15 protein-coding genes are annotated in these 19170 nt (G+C 41.6%); 10 read left to right on the forward strand and 5 right to left on the reverse strand.

What is annotated here, in order from left to right:
• Positions 1 to 2 precede the first annotated feature (2 nt).
• The 3 genes from ACOQOE_RS04535 (at position 3) to phbB (ending at position 3548) form a co-directional block, all read left to right on the forward strand.
• Positions 3 to 1121: an ABC transporter ATP-binding protein gene (locus ACOQOE_RS04535; RefSeq protein WP_420554994.1), complete on the forward strand. Its 1119-nt coding sequence runs from the start codon at positions 3 to 5 to the stop codon at positions 1119 to 1121.
• A 131-nt stretch (positions 1122 to 1252) separates the two neighbouring features.
• Positions 1253 to 2587, forward strand: a complete 1335-nt coding sequence (locus ACOQOE_RS04540) for an MATE family efflux transporter (protein WP_067862368.1) — start codon at positions 1253 to 1255, stop codon at positions 2585 to 2587.
• A gap of 211 nt (positions 2588 to 2798) precedes the next feature.
• Positions 2799 to 3548, forward strand: coding sequence for an acetoacetyl-CoA reductase (gene phbB / locus ACOQOE_RS04545; protein ID WP_067862365.1), 750 nt, complete (start codon positions 2799 to 2801; stop codon positions 3546 to 3548).
• Between the two features lie 81 nt (positions 3549 to 3629).
• Here phbB and ACOQOE_RS04550 read toward each other — a convergent pair whose 3' ends face one another.
• Positions 3630 to 6497, reverse strand: a complete 2868-nt coding sequence (locus tag ACOQOE_RS04550; protein ID WP_420554995.1) for a DUF349 domain-containing protein — start codon at positions 6495 to 6497, stop codon at positions 3630 to 3632.
• Between the two features lie 363 nt (positions 6498 to 6860).
• Positions 6861 to 7286, reverse strand: coding sequence for a YchJ family protein (locus tag ACOQOE_RS04555; RefSeq protein WP_067862362.1), 426 nt, complete (start codon positions 7284 to 7286; stop codon positions 6861 to 6863).
• A gap of 126 nt (positions 7287 to 7412) precedes the next feature.
• Here ACOQOE_RS04555 and sbcB point away from each other — a divergent pair, with 126 nt between their 5' ends.
• A complete protein-coding gene (gene sbcB / locus ACOQOE_RS04560) occupies positions 7413 to 8879 on the forward strand; it encodes an exodeoxyribonuclease I (RefSeq protein ID WP_067862359.1) in 1467 nt (488 codons plus the stop codon).
• Positions 8866 to 9354, forward strand: a complete 489-nt coding sequence (locus ACOQOE_RS04565) for a hypothetical protein (RefSeq protein ID WP_067862357.1) — start codon at positions 8866 to 8868, stop codon at positions 9352 to 9354. The genes sbcB and ACOQOE_RS04565 overlap by 14 nt, the downstream gene beginning before the upstream one ends.
• Before the next feature lie 46 nt (positions 9355 to 9400).
• Here the strand turns inward: ACOQOE_RS04565 and ACOQOE_RS04570 are convergent, their stop codons facing one another.
• A complete protein-coding gene (locus ACOQOE_RS04570) occupies positions 9401 to 12250 on the reverse strand; it encodes an insulinase family protein (protein ID WP_420554996.1) in 2850 nt (949 codons plus the stop codon).
• 190 nt (positions 12251 to 12440) lie between these two features.
• Between ACOQOE_RS04570 and ACOQOE_RS04575 the strand changes: the two genes are divergently transcribed.
• The 4 genes from ACOQOE_RS04575 (at position 12441) to ACOQOE_RS04590 (ending at position 16367) form a co-directional block, all read left to right on the forward strand.
• Complete coding sequence (locus ACOQOE_RS04575) at positions 12441 to 12824, forward strand: DUF6394 family protein (protein ID WP_067862353.1); 384 nt, start codon at positions 12441 to 12443, stop codon at positions 12822 to 12824.
• Positions 12825 to 12861: 37 nt separating this feature from the next.
• On the forward strand, positions 12862 to 14556 hold the full coding sequence (locus ACOQOE_RS04580) for a potassium channel family protein (protein WP_067862351.1): 1695 nt from the start codon (positions 12862 to 12864) through the stop codon (positions 14554 to 14556).
• A 69-nt stretch (positions 14557 to 14625) separates the two neighbouring features.
• The gene (locus ACOQOE_RS04585; protein WP_420554997.1) at positions 14626 to 15471 is read left to right on the forward strand and encodes a DMT family transporter; all 846 of its coding nucleotides are present in this window, start codon (positions 14626 to 14628) and stop codon (positions 15469 to 15471) included.
• Positions 15472 to 15479: 8 nt separating this feature from the next.
• The gene (locus ACOQOE_RS04590; protein WP_420554998.1) at positions 15480 to 16367 is read left to right on the forward strand and encodes a Tim44 domain-containing protein; all 888 of its coding nucleotides are present in this window, start codon (positions 15480 to 15482) and stop codon (positions 16365 to 16367) included.
• Positions 16368 to 16435: 68 nt separating this feature from the next.
• On the opposite strand, the gene yaaA is transcribed toward ACOQOE_RS04590, so the two are convergent.
• Positions 16436 to 17212 carry a peroxide stress protein YaaA gene (yaaA, locus tag ACOQOE_RS04595; RefSeq protein ID WP_067862345.1) on the reverse strand — a complete coding sequence of 259 codons (777 nt, stop codon included), beginning with the start codon at positions 17210 to 17212 and terminating at the stop codon, positions 16436 to 16438.
• Between the two features lie 148 nt (positions 17213 to 17360).
• Positions 17361 to 17663: a hypothetical protein gene (locus ACOQOE_RS04600; RefSeq protein ID WP_420554999.1), complete on the reverse strand. Its 303-nt coding sequence runs from the start codon at positions 17661 to 17663 to the stop codon at positions 17361 to 17363.
• 214 nt (positions 17664 to 17877) lie between these two features.
• Between ACOQOE_RS04600 and ACOQOE_RS04605 the strand changes: the two genes are divergently transcribed.
• Positions 17878 to 19155 carry a tryptophan--tRNA ligase gene (locus ACOQOE_RS04605; RefSeq protein WP_067862341.1) on the forward strand — a complete coding sequence of 426 codons (1278 nt, stop codon included), beginning with the start codon at positions 17878 to 17880 and terminating at the stop codon, positions 19153 to 19155.
• The last annotated feature ends 15 nt before the right edge of the window (positions 19156 to 19170 follow it).

Genomic DNA, 19170 nt, shown 5'->3' on the forward strand with positions numbered 1-19170 from the left:
AGATGAAGATAGAAAAACATCTAAATGTTGAGAACGTTACTCTTGCTTATGGTGAGGAGGATGTTGTACATAATGCGTCTTTATCACTTGAAAAAGGTGAAATTGGCTGTCTTTTAGGGCCAAGTGGCTGCGGTAAATCAACCTTGCTTCGAGCGATTGCAGGGTTTGAACCTGTGAAGTCTGGACGTGTTTTTATGCGTGGACAGGTGCTGTCTGATGCGCAAAATATATTGCCTACCGAACAGCGAAATATTGGTATGGTCTTCCAAGATATCGCGCTTTTTCCGCATTTAACTATCGAAGAAAATATTGTTTTTGGTATTAAAAAATGGTCAAAAAAAGATCAAGTTATTAGAGTTCAGGAACTTCTGAATTTGATCGGATTGCCTGATATTGCTGAACGCTACCCACACTCTCTTTCCGGAGGTCAACAACAGCGTGTTGCCTTAGCGCGGGCAATAGCACCTAAGCCTGATCTGTTGTTACTCGATGAGCCGTTTTCTGGTTTAGATGCGAATTTGCGAGAAACTCTAGTACCTGAAATTAGGGATATATTAAGAAAAGAGCAGATGAGTGCTATTTTGGTGACCCATGACCAGATGGAAGCCTTTGCGATGGCTGATAAAATTGCGGTTATGCAGCATGGCAGGATTCAACAATGCGGTTCTGCATTTAATATTTATCATGAACCTAAAAACCGTTTTGTCGCAGACTTTATAGGTTTAGGTGAATTTTTGCAGGCTTCTATTAAGGATGAATACTCAGTGGATTCGGCATTAGGCTGTTTGGTTGGTGATGAACCTTTAGGTTATGCACCAGGCACGCCGGTTGAGTTGCTTATTCGCCCTGATGATATACAACACTCTGAACAAAGCTCATTAACCGGTCGTATAGTGAGTAAATGGTTTAGAGGCTCTCATTACCTTTATCATGTAAAACTGGCCAATGGTGAGGTTTTACCTTGTATTACTGCTTGTCATCATGACCATGACGTAGGTGAGGATTTAGGTATCAGTATCGAGCTTGACCATCTTGTTGTTTTACCAATCTGTGATCCAGACACCGGGGTTTGCGATCTGCAAGAATCGGAAGTTGTTCAAACACAAGCTATTGCACGGTAGTTAATAGCTCCTCCTCCCGTTGGTTTTATAGTGACTAGGTATTTCTAGCAATATAATGTTCGATAAAAGGAGATTCAGTTATTTCGAGGGATAGAGTAGGATTGTGCGCTATTTTATTTCTTCGGTGACTTATGTCCGTTCGTATCAATCTGCTTGAAGGTGATATTCGACCAACCTTAATCAGAATGACATTCCCCATGATGCTTGGGATTGTTAGTTTGATGCTATTCAATCTTGCGGATCTTTATTTTGTCAGTCGATTAGGTACTGATGCGTTAGCTGCTTTAGGTTTTACTTTCCCTGTTTGTTTTACGGTTATCAGCTTAGCTATTGGCTTAGGGATAGGTACCTCGGCTATTTTGGCGCGCTTATTGGGCAAAGGGGAAAGTGAAGAAGCCCGCTCGCTTGCCACGGATAACTTATTGGCGATTGCTGTGATGATTGTGCTTGTTAGCTCATTACTGCAGTTGTTTATCGAACCTGTATTTTTAGCTATGGGCGCGCGCGACGCTTTAATGCCGCTTATTCAGACTTATATGAATGTGTGGTTAGTAGGGTCTGTTTTTCTGGTTATTAATATGGTCTGTAATGCCTGTATGCGCGCCACAGGTGATACTAAAACGCCTGCATTAATGATGGCTGCATCGTCGTTACTCAACTTTATACTTGATCCTCTGTTTATTTTTGGTCTGGGTTCTTTTGAAGGGTTTGGAATTCAAGGGGCGGCTATTGCTAGTGTCATCTCTTGGAGTTTAACGACTTTGGTGGCTATCTATCTGCTTTTTGCTCAAAAACGTCTATTGGTTTTTCAGCCATTTAATTTCATCCGTTGGAAGAGACACTCCTGTGCGGTTATGAAGATCGCGCTGCCAGCCTCCTTGTCTAATATGATGACGCCAATTGCACAAGCTGTCTTAACTTATATTGTGGCTCATCATGGCCCGGAAGCTGTAGCAGCCTTTGGGGTGGGTAACCGTATTGAATCTTTAGCCTTACTTGTATGCTTGGCGCTTTCTATGACGCTCCCCCCTTTTATTAGTCAAAATGTGGGCGCTGGTAAAGTGGAGCGAGTGAAATCTGCATATCGTATGGTGATTGGGTTTTCATTATTTTGGCAGTTTTTGGTATTTATTATCTTAATTTTATTGGCTGAAGAGGTTGCATCTTTGTTTAGTGATAATAATCAGGTCAAATCACTTATTATTTTATGGGTTTTTATTGTGCCATTTGGCTTTGCTTTTCAGGCAATAATCTTCCTTACCGCATCCAGTTTTAATGCATTGCACAAACCTTTTATGGCGATGAAAGTCAGCCTTGCGCGCTTGTTTATTTTTACTGTTCCGTTCGCTTGGATGGGTTCTCAACTGTTTGGTTTACAGGGGATGTTTGTGTCTCTTGTGATGGCTAACTTATGTGTAGCTGTGATTGCTTGGTTATCCATGCGGGCTTACCTCAAGTCTTATTAATGCTGCATATGCGTTAAATTTTATTTGACTAGGATGTGATGTAACTCATTGTTCACAGGCGTGGAGTAAGCTAATGTTGTTCCACCAAAGTCATATTAATATCTATGAATGGATGGCATTATGATCGAGGTAAGGACGAGATGAATTATAAAATCATAATAAAAATAGATAACACCCAAACAAGCAAATATACGATATAAGGGGATGGAGCATGAGTCAGAAGATTGCACTCGTGACAGGTGGTACTGGTGGTTTAGGTACTGCAATTTGCCGCACATTGGCAGATAACGGTTTTCGCGTAGTTGCCGGCTATAACAGCGGTGGTGATCACAGTAAAGCGAAAGCATGGCAAGACAAACAGAAAGAAGACGGTTATGACATTTTAGTGTCTTATGGTGATGTTACAAACGCTGAATCTTGTGCGCAGTGTATCGCCACGGTTGAAGAGCTAGCTGGTGGTGCTGTTGATATTCTTATCAACAACGCGGGTATTACCCGTGACGGGCAGTTCAAGAAGATGAGTTGGGAGCAGTGGGATGAAGTTATGAGTGCTAACTTAGACTCTATGTTCCATATGACCCGTTTAGTGATTAATGGCATGATTGATAAGGGCTGGGGGCGAGTTATTAATATCTCCTCTGTAAATGCTCAGAAAGGCCAATTTGGTCAGTGTAACTACTCAGCAGCTAAAGCTGGGATACATGGTTTTACTAAAGCACTTGCGCAAGAAGTAGCGCGTAAAGGCGTAACAGTGAATACGGTGTCTCCTGGTTATATTAAAACAGCGATGGTTGCTAAAATTGCCCAAGAAATTCAGGATCAGATCTGTGCGGGTATTCCGGTAGGTCGTTTTGGTACACCTGAAGAGATTGGTCGTATGTGCACTTTCTTATGTGATGAAGAATCTGGTTACATCACGGGTGCAGATATGTCAGTCAATGGTGGTTTACATATGTCTTAATTGACTATGTTTAGCATTTAAAAAAAACCGCTATGTGCGGTTTTTTTGTGTTTTATGGCCAGCATAGTATTAATGATGAGTTTAAAAGATATGCTCAAGCTTGCTTTCAAATCTATCATTAAACTCTTCAATATGTGCAGCGAATGGGATGCATAACCATTCATGTTCCAACTGTTTTATTTCTGATAGGTTAAAAGCTTGTTTTTGTTCAGCAAGGGCTTGCTGTAAACGCTCCATCTGGTACTCCATACGTAATGCTTGATCACATAACGGGGAGGGTTGTGATGAGGCTATCTCTAAGCGGATACATATCTTTCTGAGTTTTTGTTCTTGATCACTCAGTATGGATTCCAAAACATCGGGGTTCTTAGCGATTGTAAGCAATGTGGTGAAGCGTTCAGCAATCTCGTGACTCATAGGGTGCATAGGGTGCATAGGGTGCTCTGATGTTGTCTCTTGCTCCCAAGCTTGCTGGATACTTTGTAGTTGTTCTATCGCGCATTGATCTAATATGGCGTGTTCTAATTGATCACAGATTCTCGCTTTACGTTCAAGTGCTATGTAAGGTTCTGTTTCAAATGTTTGCAACTCTTCTTGTAGCTGTTGTAAAGCATCTGTAGCTGATTGAACGGTTTCTTGATTAAAGGCTGGAACTAAAGAGTTTTGGCTTTCTAGCTCGGTAATTAGGGACTGGGCTTGATCTATAGCTGCTTCTAAAGACTTTACGCTGCAACCAGAACTGATCATATCTTTCAGTTGCTGGCAGGCATCATCTAACAATGGTTGGATCGAGTTTGAAGCCGCGTTAGGTTGTTTGCCCTCGTAAAAAGCTTCAAAGATTTGGCTACAATTTTCTCGGAATTGGTTCCAAAGCTTCCGTTCCTGATTGCGTGGTGCTGGCCCAATCGTTTTCCACTGTTGCTGAAGAGATTTAACTGTGTCAGTGGCTTCGGCAAAGTTGTTTGAGTTGAGAAGACGCGTAGTTTCATCAATTAAACTTTGTTTTTTAATAATATTCCCAGCACGGAAGTTTTTGAGCGCCTCTTCGCAGCCTGATAAGATCTGATCTAAGGTTGCTTGAAGCTTTTTCCCCGGTGCGCGATCAACTGGAGAATATGTGCGCCAATCTTGTTTAGCTTGGCGGATCTGATCTTCATATAGCTTCCACTCTTCAGCACAGTCTCCTTCTGGAGGCGTTAGCTTATCTAACTTTTTGCATATAAGTTCGCGTTGTTTAAGATTGGTAATGCGAAGCTCTTTCTGTTCTGAAAAGTGTTGGTCGCAAGGCGCATAGGCGTCATCCGATGCTTTTTTAAAGCGTTTCCATAGCTGTTGCGAGTGTACTGAATCGGTTGCATCGAGTAACTTCCACTCTTTCTGTATTCTACGGACTTCGTTTGCGCGCTCTTGAACGGTGAGGTTAGATTTTGACAGAGTTTCCATCTCTTGGCATAAATTTTCTTTCTTAGGTTGAACCGCATAGGCTTGCCAATCTCGCATCTCTTGTAGTTCAGCGCTGAGTATTTTAGTTCTATGTGCCAAGTCGGCTGGTAGGTTGCCATTTAAGCGTTTATTGATCTGTTCAACTTTTTTAATATATTTGTCTGCGTTACGAATTTCACCCTGTTGAATCGATTCAGTAAGATTATCTAATAGTGTTTTGAGCTCATTATGTAATTGAGTTTGCTGATGATCTTTACGATCAATTTTGGTTTGGGCGGCAGCTAAAGCTGTTTCTAATTGGTGTAACTTGGTTGGTTTTTCATGCTGTGTTGGCCAGCTGAGTCGATTCAATAGCTGACGTGCTTGTTTTGCTTGTTTGTTAAGTGTTACAGGTTTTATATTTTCATCTGTAAGGCTAGAAAGAAACTTCTCGATCTGCTCAGAGGCCTTGTTGTAGATCGTGTAGCAAGCGATTAAATTACCAAGCTGAGATCTTATTTTATTAAAACTTTGTAGCTCTTGTTCGGAACTGAAAGATTTAAGCTCTTCCCATTGTTTGCTTATGTTGTGTAGTTGGTTTTCGACTTCAGCTAGACTGGATTCATCAAGAATATTTTCTGTGCTCTCTTTAAGTACGCAAAGCTCTGAATAAAGGTGGTGACTTTGATTTACTTTCTCTTGTTTGAGCGCTTCTTCTGCTTCCAGCTGTTTAATGCGCGCTTCTTCTGCTGCCAAAATAGCTTCACATTGCTGTTGATGAGTTTTGAATCTAGCATTTTGCTCAATACTCGTATGCTCTGACAACGTTTCGTATTCTTTGATTAGGGAGCATAATTTAGGAGTAAATAATGGGAAAAAGGCTTGATGGCTCAGTTGTTCTGTATTGTGAATAAGTTGCTCTATTGATGCTTGAATGCGTTGGGCTTCTGCCTTCTCATCTTCTATTGTTTGCAGCTTGTCTCTAGCTGCTTTGAAGACGCCTTTATCTTTGTTGCGTGAAGTTTTGCAGATTTTGTTCAGTGCTTCTTCACTGCTAATACGCTGTGTTGCTTGGATTCTATCCGCCGCACGCTGACTTTTTTCGGCAATAACTGAAAGGCTATAATCATCGTTTAACTGTTGAATTGCTTGCTCACGAATCTGTTCATTACTGCTATTTAAAGCAATATGAGTGAGGAAATTACACTCTGTAATAGTCTTTAGTGCACTGAGTTTTTCATCTAATGAACAGTCTGGGGAAGAGCCTAATATGAGCTGACTAATACGATGCAAGGATTGTTGCTGTATCGTATCAGATGTTGTTTTTTTACTGATTTTAATCAATAAGCTGAGGCTGTTTAGTTTCTCTATTGCTGCCAAGCGCACAAGCTCGTCATTATCTTCCAATGCTAACTGGGATAAGATGGTTTGTGATTGGGGATCAGTATCACGTAATTTTGCTATAGCTTTAATACGCTTGTCTGATTTGCTGTGTTGCCAACTGGGCTTAAAAAATCTTACTAACATAACGTCCTAAACATCTCTGGCAGAGGTGCATATTAAAAGATGGATATTTGATGGAGCTCCACCTGCCTTAAGGGCACATATTCTAACGTAGATTTGAAACGCTGACAGCGTTGACATTAACTGAAAAAGCCTAAGTTGCACGGTTTTCGATAAGTTTTATACTGTGATAGGGCTTAGAGCCCCAGAATACGTGGCTTTGAGGTTAAAAGCGACGTGTATGAAAATCTTTAATAATAATTAAGATAAAGGGTGATAATTCCGATCTTTTTGGGAATGGGTTTACATCGGCCTTGAAATTGTTTTAAGGCCGCTATCATACTTTGCCTAAAGGGGATCTTATCGTAAGTATTAAGTGAGTTAATACTAAGTTTTGACCTCTACTTCCCCATCCACATAAACCCAGAAACCATTTTCTTTTCTGAAATTAGATTTTTCATACAAAGTACCAGTTTGATCTTCAGTTTCAAACTGTGCTTCAAACTCGACCATTCCGATTTCGTCAGTTTTAGTGCCTTGATCAGTATCTAAAATCTTTAAACTGGTCCAGTTGGTACATTTAACTTGATCAGCTAAAATTTCTGCATCATTTGGCCCTCGGTTTTCAGGTGCCGTAGTATCAATTAAGTAATCGATAGCGCCTAATGAGAAAGCGCAATAACGAGAGCGCATAAGTGCTTCTGCCGTTGGGGCAGCTTTTTGGCCTTGAACGAGAGGCTCACAGCAATAGGCAAATGGTTTGTTGGAACCACAAGGACATGGTTTCTGCGTCGCTTCCTGATGATGTGACATGGGTGAACCCTTAACAGTGAAATGTTAATCTGCATGATAGTGAGTTAATTAATGGCATGTTAGTACTTATATAGCTTTAAATCTCGTGCTAACTATCAGATCTGTTGGTTTTTCAAGGATATTTATATGGCTAAGGCACCGTTGACATTTTTTTGGCACGATTATGAAACTTTTGGTGTAGATCCTAAACGTGATTGGCCTGTTCAGTTTGCAGGTATCCGCACAGATGAGAATCTCAATATCATTGAAGAACCCGTGATGTTTTACTGTAAGCCAAGTGAAGATCAGTTACCTCATCCCGAAGCGTGCTTAGTTACAGGCATTACTCCCCAAAAAGCGATGGAGGAGGGTGTGTGTGAGGCTGATTTTTTTTCTCAGATTATGGAGCAGTTAGGGCGGCCAGGCACTTGTGGTGTGGGCTATAACAGTATTCGTTTTGATGATGAAGTGACCCGCTACGGCTTGTATCGTAACTTTTATGATCCTTATGCTAGAGAGTGGCAAAATGGATGTTCCCGTTGGGACATTATCGATATGCTGCGATTGACTCGCTCCCTGAGACCGGAGGGGATTAATTGGCCCGTTTATGACGATGGCTCGCAGAGTCTTCGTTTAGAGGATCTGACTAAAGCAAATAATATAGATCATGGACACGCCCATGATGCTCTATCGGATGTGTATGCCACTATAGCTATGGCAAAGCTGGTACGTGAAAAACAGCCTAAGCTTTTTGATTACCTACAAAAGAATCGTTCAAAGCAGGCAATTCAAGCTCAACTGGATCCTATTAGTCATAAGCCAGTATTACACATCTCCTCACGTTATCCAGTCCAGCATGGTAACGCTGCTATTGTGGCGCCCTTAGCAACGCACCCTGTTAATAAAAATGGGGTGCTAGTTTGGGATCTTCGCTATAACCCCGAGCCTCTAATGAGCTTGCCTGTAGAGGAGATTCGTCGGCTTTTATATACCAAGCATACGGATTTGAATGAGAATGATCCTAAAATAGCGCTCAAGCAGGTGCATGTTAATAAGTGTCCAATTATTGCTCCCGCAGGGATGTTAAATAAGGAGGAAGCCGCAAAATTAGAGATCGACGGTGATACATGTCGTACTCATCTGCAAATGTTGAGAAATTTTACTGGTCTTTCCAGCAAGATTGCCGATATCTATAGTGAAAGTCCATTTGAAGCTGAAAGTGATCCCGATATGATGTTGTATAGCGGTGGATTTTTTTCACCAACGGATCGTAAATTAATGGATCAAGTGCGGATGGCAAGTCCGAGTGAACTAGCAGAGATCGATCTACCTTTTCAGGATGGCCGCTTGGAAGAGATGTTGCTGCGTTATAAAGCACGGAACTGCCCGTCGGTGTTGACTCACGAAGAACAGATGCAGTGGGAAAGCTATAGAAGAGGGAAACTGATCAAAGGCGAAAATGGTCATTTGACGATGGAACAGTTCTATAATCGTTTAAATGAACTCTATACAGAGCATAATCAGGACGAAACTAAGCAGCATATACTTGAAGAGTTGTCGGTTTATGCCGAGGCTATTTATCCGATGGAAGAGGAATTTGATGAAGCCTACTAAGTGGCTTATCCCTATTTTTTTGACGAGCATGAGTGTTTTTTCTCCATGGGGACATGCCAAGGAGGAGTTTTTCTCGACTCTAGAATATAAAGTTACGTCACCCAAGGGGGATTTTTACGGTACGGTTGATGGTGAAACCGCTTACCGTAATTGGCAGCGAGGGGCGTTTGATCGAGAGCAGATGGTTGAGATTCGCCCTAAAGAGTTACCGAGTGACCTTCCGCCTGCTGTCGTTGTGCATTTTGCTGAAAATAATGTGAATAATAGCGCTAAGGGCCAAGTTAAAGCACCGATTTTAACGGGTGAAGAAAAGGTTTTTATGCGTATAGCTAAAGATGAACAGCGGGCGCGGTGTGTTTTATTAGGGCAAAAGTGTGAGGCCTTTTTGAAGCCAGAAGATACAGATTCGGTTTACTATAGGCCGATTGAAATGCAGCAGAAAAACAGGAAAGTTATTACGTCTGAGGAAAAATAAGAGGACACTTAGTTGTAGTAGCTTAGTATCCTCTTATTCCAAGACTTTAAGCCTCCGGTACGTTTACATGTTGAGCTTTTAGTTGATTGAATAGTTCACTGGCTGTATTCGGTTTCTCTGGAGCATCTACGGTAAATTTATTACCTGTATTACTAACAATTAAACGTCGATTTTGAAGTGCGTCAAAGCACTTAATAAGATCATTTAACGTTATTTTCTTGACCGATTCAGCTAAACGCTCACGCGTATCAAAATTGGTTTCCTGCCGATCCAGTTCTCTCCAATAACGACTGGTTTGCGCCGACAGTTTATTATCTTTACGGGTGATACGAGAGATTACACTACGCTTAAATTGGGAGAGTTCTTGATCGCTAACCTTTAATAACTTCTGGTCCCATTCATCCATAAATTGATCGATATTCTTTTCTAAGGTATTCGCACTTGCGATTGGAGATTGAACAATAAAGGCTATAGCGGGTGTTTTGTTCATTTGTAATGTAGTGGCAAAAACAATATAACCTAGCTGTTTTTCTGTTCTGATCTGGCTATAGAAAGGGGAGGCCAGTATCTCAGTTAATAAAGAGATTTCTGCTCTTGTTTTAATGCTGTTTGATTCCCCTTGTAGCAGCATAGAGATCGCTGAGTCGTTGTGATTAATAGTGAGACTTTCTTTTATCGCTGGGCCTTTAGGTATCTGTGTTACTTCAACCGAGGGAACGGCCTGAGGCTTTTCTTTTAGCAGTTTTTCTTTAATCAATGCACCCATTGATATTGCTGTGGCTTTATCCAAGTTTCCGTGTGTTAAAACCTTTAGTTGCGGCGCAGCGGTTAGTTTGGTCGCAAATGCTTTCAGTGTATCTAAATTTACGTTTTTCAGTGCCGTTGTTTGGCTGTGGTTATCCCATTGCGGTAGTAGGAGCTCGTATAGACGTCCAGTGGTTTGGTTATATGGCTTATCTTTACGTGCATTAGCTAAACTATCAGCGTATTTTTTCTTGAATATTTCAAAGCGTTCGGCTTGAAAGTCAGGTTTTTGAATCGCGTTGATAACACTGTTTAATAACAGACCTAATTTGTCGTTGTAGCCTGATAATCGAACAGTGAAACCTTTCATATGCGGGTATATTGTCGTACTTAATCCTGCAAGGTGAGCATCATAAAGTGTTTCATTAAGCTGCTCTTGTAATAGCTCGGTATAAAGTTTATTCATGGTCCAGTTTTCAGGACTGGCATTGGCGATCGGTGTTTGTAATGTGAAATAGAGGTCTGCTTGTGGGATGTTAAAACTGGTTTCTGTTTTATGCCACAGGCTAAAACCTTCGCTACTATCGATCTCTTGTGGAATAGTTGCCGTTGCTTGAGTGGTTAATAATTCTAAATCTTCGGCAATAAATGGATTAGGCGCTCTGACCGTCATCGCAGGGTCGATTTTATCAACCTGTAGTTGTGCCAACATGTCTTTCGTAAAAGGAATTTCAGTATAAGGAACATGGTAATAATGTTCTATTTTACCGGTTTGTTCTTTATTAGATTTTAAACTTAATAACATGTTTTCAGGGGTCAACCGATTTAAAAATGTCTGGATCAGTTCTGGATTAAAGTCAGCAAATAGGTAATTAGCTGAGATCGCCAATTCGGTTGGAAAGCGCTGCATCTGGCTCGCTAGACTGCTGACTAGATGAATCGGCTCAGCTTGTTCTTGGAAACGAAAAGCTATTTCACTGAGTTGTTTTTCTTCTTGATAAAGGGTCGCTTGAACCCCTTTCTGTTTAAGAAGTTCGATGTATTGGAAGACCGTTTGCGTTACCGCTAGGTATTGCTCTTCCCCTTTATCCGTTAGCTGGATATTGATCATCACGCTGGATTCGGTAGGTAGATCGTACCCCTGAGAGGCGGACAGTCCCGTAGCCCAGCCTTTCTTTTTAAGGAAGGAGAGGAGGCTTCCTTGGCCCTCATAACCCATTAAACTGCTAATGTAATAGATAGGTTTGGCTTTCCAATGGCTACGTGTCTCTGGGGTTGGAAATGTCAGCGTTAGGGAATGGATATCTTTAACGGTTTGAATGTTAATTTGTAGTGGCAGCTTAGACTGATCAAACAGCGGCACATCAGTTTTGAACTCAGTCACTTGCCTATTTTTTACCGGCGAGAATTTACTGCGAACGAGTGCTTCTAACTGGTCAAGAGGTTCCTTCCCTAGCACAACTAAGGTCATTACATTTGCTGAATAATATTGATTGTAGAAGTCGATAAGTTCGTTGCGAATAGGGCGAGTTTTATCGTTATGTAATGTCTCTAAATTACCGACCGCAAAATGGTTATAGCTATTTTCTTGATTCATTACCTGCTTGGTTGCGGCATAAATACGGCGATAATCATCTTTTATTTTAGCTTTGTATTCGGAATGGACCGCATGGCGCTCACGATCGACGTATTTCTCATTAAAAAGCGGAGCGATAAAAAATTGTGCGAAGCGATCAAGAGCCGGTTCTAAACTATCAGAGGTCACGTCAAAGAAGTAATTTGTATTCTCTTGTGATGTATAAGCGTTATGACCGCCGCCATGGGAACGGATATAGTTTTGGTATTCATCTGCTTCAGGATATTTTTCAGTGCCTAAGAACAGCATATGCTCTAAAAAGTGAGCAAGACCTGCACGATCTTTTGGATTTGCGCTTGAGCCAACAGCCACGTTCATAGATGCGGCCGCTTTATCAGTTTCAGGATCGGAGATAAGTAAGACTCTGAGCTGGTTGTTTAAGGTTAGAGCGGAATATTGTTTAGGATCAATTGGGCTCTTATCAACCTCTGCATAGAGATTTGTCGACAATAGAAGACAACTTATAAGGGCGAATAAAAAAGGGGCTTGTACTCGTTTAATTGAAGCTAACAACATATAACAACGCCTTATTTTGCTTACACTAAAGAAAAAACAGTTACAGATAAAATTAAGTGACCAAGAATAGCGGCTAGGGTTCCCAGTGGAAAGTAGGTTTTTATGCAGTTGAAGTGATCTCGATGGTATTAACTACTGCCAGTGTTACAATCATCACAACTATTATCGTTCAGTTTGCAGGAAGGATGCTATGAACAAAGAGAAGGTTATTTTCGCATTTTTCATCGTATTAGCGTTAACACTTAATTTTGGCTTTTTCATAGGAGATCTGACTGATCCCGAACATCATAATGTTTTTGAGTTTTTTGCGGCGCTTGTTGTAAGTTTAATCTGTACGGTCATTAAGTTTGGTGATCGCACTCATCTTGGTGCTCTAATGCTGGCAACCTCTTTGGTTGTTGATCTACAGCTTATTGTTGCTGCGGGTATTTGGGGATATGCAGAGCATATTAGTGGTACGGGAATGGATCCGTCTACGATGTCGAGCATTATTTCGCTGAGTGGCGGTGCATTACTCGCCAATATTATTTCAGTGGTCTTGCTGGTGGTCGAAACGGCTTTATTGCGTCGTTAATGGTGTTTACCTTTAATGGTGATGTTGAGTATTCACGATGAATAATGTGATCTACCTTTTTTTGCGGCGCTTAAAAACGCCGCTGATTACGATGATCGTGGTGTACTCCATATCGATCTTAGGCTTTGTATTAGTTCCAGGCCAAGATGATCAAGGCAATGTTTACCATATGGACTTTTTCCATGCGGTGTATTTTGTCTCCTTTATGGGCTCTACGATTGGTTTTGGTGAGATCCCTTATGCGTTTACCGCCGCCCAGCGCATGTGGACGTTATTCTGTATCTACGCAACGGTTATCTCTTGGTTATACGGCATAGGTACAGCATTAGCCCTGTTACAAGAACCTATATTTGGTCGTATGCTTCGCCGCCGCTCATTTACCTCCACTGTAAAAAAGATGAATGAGCCTTTCTATTTGGTTTGTGGTTATGGTGTGACAGGGCGGGTTGTTGTTCGTCAATTGGTTAAGCGAGATGTTCGGGTTGTGGTATTGGATATTGAACCCGATCGGATTGATGAGTTAGAAATGGACGACCTTCCCATCTCAGTGCCTGCTCTTTGCGCCGATGCTTCGCTGCCTGACCTCTTAGATGCGGCAGGATTGCAGCATGATAAATGTATAGGGGTGATGGCGCTGACGAATGATGATCACGTTAATCTATCTATAGCGATTGCCAGCAAGTTATTAAGTCCTGACCGTATGGTTATTAGCCGCACCGAATCGGATATAACAACCTCTAATTTACACTCGTTTGGGACCGATTTAGTGGTCGATCCGTTCCGCACTTATGCGCAATATCTCTCTTTAGCCGCGCATGAACCGTATATGCATCTGGTCTATGACTGGATACATAACCCTTTCCATCGACCACTATCAAGTGTGTATCAACGTACGAAAGGGCGTTGGATTATCTGTGGCCATGGGCGGTTTGGGCGCGCACTCTATCGAGCGTTTGATGAGGGAGAGGTCGATCTGACGGTAGTGGATGTAGATGCAGTGAGTATCGAGGATATTCCACATCAGGTAACCGGTGTTGGCACGGAAGCGAGTACTTTGCTGGAAGCGGGAGTAATGGATGCGGTTGGTATTGTGGCGGGTACCCCTAATGATGCAGATAACCTATCGATTATCATGACCGCGCGCGAGCTGAATCCAAAGATTTTAACGGTTGTTAGGCAGAATATTCATGAAAATAGCTTGGTCTTTAAAAATAGTCGCGCTGATTTTGTGATGGAGCAGGGACGTATTATTGCTAACCGTGTTTTGGCTCATCTTAAATCGCCTTTAGTCCCTATTTTTATTGAAGAGATGCAAAACCGTTACGATGATGTATGGGCGCATACATTAATCAACCGTATGAGTAGTGTTGTTGGCCAGAATGAACTGGATTGCTGGGCTTTTGTTGTAGGCGAAGAGGAAACACCTGCTTTAATAGAGGCTTCACAGCAAGGAATTGAATTAAAGTTATCCCTGTTTTTTAAAGACCCTCACGATAGGAGGCGGAACCTACACGCGTTTCCTTTAATGCTTCGTCGTGGCGAGTTGGTCGATATGTTACCGGGTGAATTGGATATTATTCAGCCGGGGGACGAAATCTTAGTCTGTGGGCTAAATAAGGCAAACAAGCGTATGCAATGGACGGTGAATAATTATAACGTGTTGCACTACATTTTAACGGGGAACGATGCGAATAATAATTTATTATCTCGGTTTCTACTAAAATATTTTTAATGGTGTGAGGCGTTTCTTCTGGCTTATTTTCTTCTTGTTTTAACCACGCTTTTTTGGGCGGGTAACTTCGTGTTGGCCCGTGCCTTTTCGGTTGATATTTCCCCTGTCACTTTAGCGTTTATTAGGTGGTGCTGTGCGCTGCTGATTCTATTGCCTTTTGCTGTGCCTGCAATCTATCGTCATCGCGGTATTATTCTTAAGCATTGGCCTATACTTGTGTTTCTAGGTGCTTTAAGTGTTGGTAGTTTCAATACCTTAGCTTACATAGGTCTGCAATCGACAACTGCCTTAAATGGCACTTTAATGCAATCAACTATGCCGATTATGATTCTATTATTAAGTACTATATTTCTACGTGAAGCGGCATCAATGAAGCAGTGGTTAGGAGTTGGTCTCTCATTGATGGGGGTCTTGCTACTTGTCTGTCAGGGGCAGTTATCGATTTTAAAAACCTTAAACTTCAATGTAGGTGATCTTTGGATCATAACCGCGATGTTCATTTGGGGGGGATATAGTGTAGCCCTGCGCTGGAAGCCAAAAGAGATGAGTGGCTTTGCCTTTTTCTCTGTGACTCTGGTTGTTGGGATCATCTGTTTAGCACCTTTTTCGTGGTTGGAAACACAAAATCAGCCCCCGATCGAATGGAATCAAGATCTCTATTTATTAATAGCGTATTTGGCGGTGTTTCCCTCTATACTATCCTATCTGTTTTGGAACTACGGGGTAGAGAAACTTAGCGCGCAACGGGCGGGTTTATTTATTCATTTAGTCCCATTATGGGGAATGTTCCTTTCTGTTATGTTTATAGGAGAGGAGGTTCAAGTTTTTCATTTATGGGGTATGACATTAATATTTAGCGGGATCTATTTCGCTGTAATTTCCAGTAATTCATCATCAAAAAAACAACAAGCTTAGGAGTAACGATGCGGACATTTTTTATCACACTGATGGCGGTATTTTTTATTACGCTTCCACTCGCAGAAACGGCAGATGCAAAACGTTTAGGTGGAGGCTCATCTTTTGGTAAAAGTTTTTTTTCATCCAAAAAATCACAGCCAGCACCTGCTCAAAAACAACCTTCTGCAACTAATACACAGAATAAAGCAGCAGGAACAGCGCCTAAACGTAGTGGTTTTGGCGGTATGATGGCAGGGCTTTTAGCGGGTGGGATTTTTGGGGCTTTGTTGTTTGGTGGTGCTTTTGATGGCATTCAATTTATGGATCTGTTGTTGATCGCGGGTGTGATTTTTATTATTTATAAGATTATGTCTATGCGGAAACAATCGAGACCGCAGCAGTCAGCGTATACAAACGGTGCTCAACAATATGAGATAAACCCTCATACACAGCCTATGGAGCGAGAAGCTCGAGCTGAGCCTGAAGCTGAGTTCAAACCTATGCCTTCTTTTAGCTCCGGTTGGGGTGAATCAAACGAAATAAAAGTACCAAGTTGGTTTAATCAAACCGCTTTTCTTACCGGTGCTCAAGAGCATTTTGTGAATCTACAAAAAGCATGGGATGCTAATAATTGGGATGAGATTGAAACGTATACCTCGCCTGAAATGTTTGCCTTATTAAAGGCTGAGCGCGCTAAATCACCAGAGCAACAAACAACGGAAGTTGTTTCAGTAATGGCGGAAGTGGCGAACTTTATTGAAGAAAAAGATGAAGCTATTGTGAGCATCAATTTTTATGGTTGGTTGAAAGAAAACACAGATGAGGCGACTGAGTTCAATGAAACTTGGCATCTATCTCGTGATATGCGCCAACCGGATGCGGATTGGTTTATCGTAGGTATCCAGCAGAACTAATCAATAGATATTTTTAATATGAAAAAGCCAAAGCATATGCTTTGGCTTTTTTGTATATAGTTTGCACTTTATTCTTCGTGATCTCGAATAAAGGTCCAGTTATCTCCCTCTGACATGCTTTCTGCAAAGCGATAACCTTCTATATCAAAGTTTTTAAGCAATTCAGGATCTTCAATCTGGTTTTGGATGATATAGCGGGTCATTAAGCCGCGTGCTTTTTTTGCATAAAAGCTAATCATCTTATATTGACCATTCTTCCAATCTTTAAAGGCTGGTGTAATGATTCGGCCTTCAATGCTTTTCTCTTTAGCTGCTTTGTAGTACTCGTTGGAGGCTAAATTTACTAGTACAGGGGTGTCGCTGCTGGCTAAAGCTTGGTTTAAATCATCGCAGATGGTTGTGCCCCAAAACTCATAGAGATTTTTCCCGCGGCTATTGGCCAGTTTTGTACCCATTTCAAGCCGATAGGGTTGCATAAGATCTAAGGGTTTTAAAACACCGTAGAGGCCGGACAAGATGCGGAGGTGATCTTGGGCAAACTGCAGATCTTCTTCGCTAAGGGATTCGGCATCGAGTCCAGTATACACATCGCCTTTAAAAGCTAAGATAGCTTGTTTGGCGTTGTCAAAATTAAACTCGGGTTGCCATGATTCATAACGAGCTACGTTTAAGCTAGCCAGCTTGTCACTCAGTTTCATTAACTCAGCAATATCTTGGACAGAAAGTTTCTTTAAGTCGTCGATCAGCTCCTGTGAGTGCTCAACAAAACGGGGCAGTGTATGACTACGGGTGATAGGTGCAGTTTCGTAATCAAGAGTTTTTGCGGGGGATACGACAATTAGCATAGGAATCAGTCTGTATTAAATAAAAATATTATTGAGATCATAACCTTCTACGCGAGTACAAAAAAGGCCATTTTTTACAAAGTCTTTTACAACGCTGCCAATTAGATTCATTACTTAACGCCACACTGCATCCAACTCATCGATTAGCTTAGAGAGGTTCTGCTGTATCGCGATTGGAAGCAGATTTTTTATTTTGATAAATAGTATGGGCTAATACGCATAATGCCGTACCGGTACAGACCAACAGAGCAGGTATGAGTGCATTATCAAATTTGCCAACTACCTTCATTATAGCTCCAGAGAAGAGTAGCCCACCAAATAGACATAAAATGCCTGACATTACTGAGGTAGCTATGTTGTTTATAGTGTACTCAGTTTGACGGTATATATACCATCCAATGCTGGAAAGTACTGCGGCAAGGGTGATCCAAGAAGCGATTGATTCGGTCATAATTATCTCGAAAATATTATTATTGTCTGATGCTTTTTAGCACTTTACCTCAAGTGAGGTCATCACGACATTATATTGATAGTCCAATGGCTAGGGATTGGGCGAAATCAATAAAAATTTTCGGTATTATACTCAGCATTCAAATGGTTTAACGGCCATACTGCCAATAATAAGCCTATTTCAGGCAGATTCAGGTGTAAGAGACGATAATTAAATGGAAAAGAAAACGGTTCTAACGGGTATCACTACAACAGGCACACCGCATATTGGTAATTATTTAGGTGCAATAAAACCAGCTATTGATTTGAGCCGTGGTGACACCTACAACAATTTTTATTTTCTTGCGGATTACCATGCGTTAATTAAGTGTCATGATCCTGAGCGTGTTGCTCAATCTACACGTGAAATTGCCGCCACCTGGTTGGCTTTAGGTTTAGATACAGATAAGGCAACGTTTTATCGTCAAACTGATGTGCCTGAAATTACCGAGTTAACATGGATCTTAACCTGTATGTGTTCAAAAGGGCTGATGAACCGTGCTCATGCTTACAAAGCGTCTGTCGATGCGAATCGTGATGCCGGTAATCCGGATCTTGATGACGGCGTGACTATGGGGTTGTTTAGCTATCCAATATTGATGGCAGCGGATATTTTGATGTTCAATGCTGACCTTATTCCTGTAGGTAAAGATCAGATTCAGCATATAGAGATGGCACGTGATGTGGCTGGTCGTTTTAATCACACCTATCGCCCGCTCTTTACTCAGCCTGAAGCGGTTGTTGATGAGCAGACTCAGCTTATTCCTGGGCTAGATGGTCGTAAAATGTCGAAAAGCTACAACAACACAATTCCTTTATTCAGCTCTGCGGATGAGTTGTATAAATTGATCAAGCAGATCAAAACAGATACCCGTACACCGGGGGAACCGAAAGACCCTGATACCAGTACTATTTTTCAGCTGTATAGTTGCTTTGCGAATGAACAAGAACGTTTGGCGATGCGTCAGCAGTTTGAAAACGGTATTGGGTGGGGCGATGCGAAGAAAGAGTTGTTTGAGTTTTTAGATAGTAAGTTGTCTGCGCCACGTATTCTATATAACGAATTAATGAATGATCTTGGCAGTGTTGAAGAGGTTCTGCTTAAAGGAGCCGATAAAGCTCGTTCTGTAGCAACGCCAATGCTTGAGCAGGTTCGCATTGCTGCGGGTATCCGCCCATTAACTTATGTGGCAGAACAACTGTCGGAAGAAAAACAGAAAAAAGAGAAATCAGCTGAAGCGATTGCTCGTGCAGAAGAGGGGCGTCGTCGTGGCATTTTGATGCAGTTGAAACCGCTATTGGCGCGTGTTGAGTCTGCGGATGATAAAGCAACTGCTGCACAAGAGATTGTCGCTGACAAAATGGCTGAAGTAGAGAGCTTAAAGAAAAAAGCAAAACAGAAGGCACAGAATGAGCTGGACGTTTTACAGGAAGAGCTTGCAGCGTACCTTTAACTGCAGAAACAGAAA

This window comes from Neptuniibacter marinus, assembly GCF_965223595.1.
In the GTDB taxonomy this organism is placed as follows: domain Bacteria; phylum Pseudomonadota; class Gammaproteobacteria; order Pseudomonadales; family Balneatricaceae; genus Neptuniibacter; species Neptuniibacter marinus.

Bases quoted from the DNA above. Each gene is read 5' to 3' on its own strand.
- ACOQOE_RS04535 (WP_420554994.1), top strand. From the start codon at position 3: ATGAAGATAGAAAAACATCTAAATGTTGAGAACGTTACTCTTGCTTAT.
- ACOQOE_RS04540 (WP_067862368.1), top strand. From the start codon at position 1,253: ATGTCCGTTCGTATCAATCTGCTTGAAGGTGATATTCGACCAACCTTA.
- phbB (WP_067862365.1), top strand. From the start codon at position 2,799: ATGAGTCAGAAGATTGCACTCGTGACAGGTGGTACTGGTGGTTTAGGT.
- ACOQOE_RS04550 (WP_420554995.1), bottom strand. From the start codon at position 6,497: ATGTTAGTAAGATTTTTTAAGCCCAGTTGGCAACACAGCAAATCAGAC.
- ACOQOE_RS04555 (WP_067862362.1), bottom strand. From the start codon at position 7,286: ATGTCACATCATCAGGAAGCGACGCAGAAACCATGTCCTTGTGGTTCC.
- sbcB (WP_067862359.1), top strand. From the start codon at position 7,413: ATGGCTAAGGCACCGTTGACATTTTTTTGGCACGATTATGAAACTTTT.
- ACOQOE_RS04565 (WP_067862357.1), top strand. From the start codon at position 8,866: ATGAAGCCTACTAAGTGGCTTATCCCTATTTTTTTGACGAGCATGAGT.
- ACOQOE_RS04570 (WP_420554996.1), bottom strand. From the start codon at position 12,250: ATGTTGTTAGCTTCAATTAAACGAGTACAAGCCCCTTTTTTATTCGCC.
- ACOQOE_RS04575 (WP_067862353.1), top strand. From the start codon at position 12,441: ATGAACAAAGAGAAGGTTATTTTCGCATTTTTCATCGTATTAGCGTTA.
- ACOQOE_RS04580 (WP_067862351.1), top strand. From the start codon at position 12,862: ATGAATAATGTGATCTACCTTTTTTTGCGGCGCTTAAAAACGCCGCTG.
- ACOQOE_RS04590 (WP_420554998.1), top strand. From the start codon at position 15,480: ATGCGGACATTTTTTATCACACTGATGGCGGTATTTTTTATTACGCTT.
- yaaA (WP_067862345.1), bottom strand. From the start codon at position 17,212: ATGCTAATTGTCGTATCCCCCGCAAAAACTCTTGATTACGAAACTGCA.
- ACOQOE_RS04600 (WP_420554999.1), bottom strand. From the start codon at position 17,663: ATGACCGAATCAATCGCTTCTTGGATCACCCTTGCCGCAGTACTTTCC.
- ACOQOE_RS04605 (WP_067862341.1), top strand. From the start codon at position 17,878: ATGGAAAAGAAAACGGTTCTAACGGGTATCACTACAACAGGCACACCG.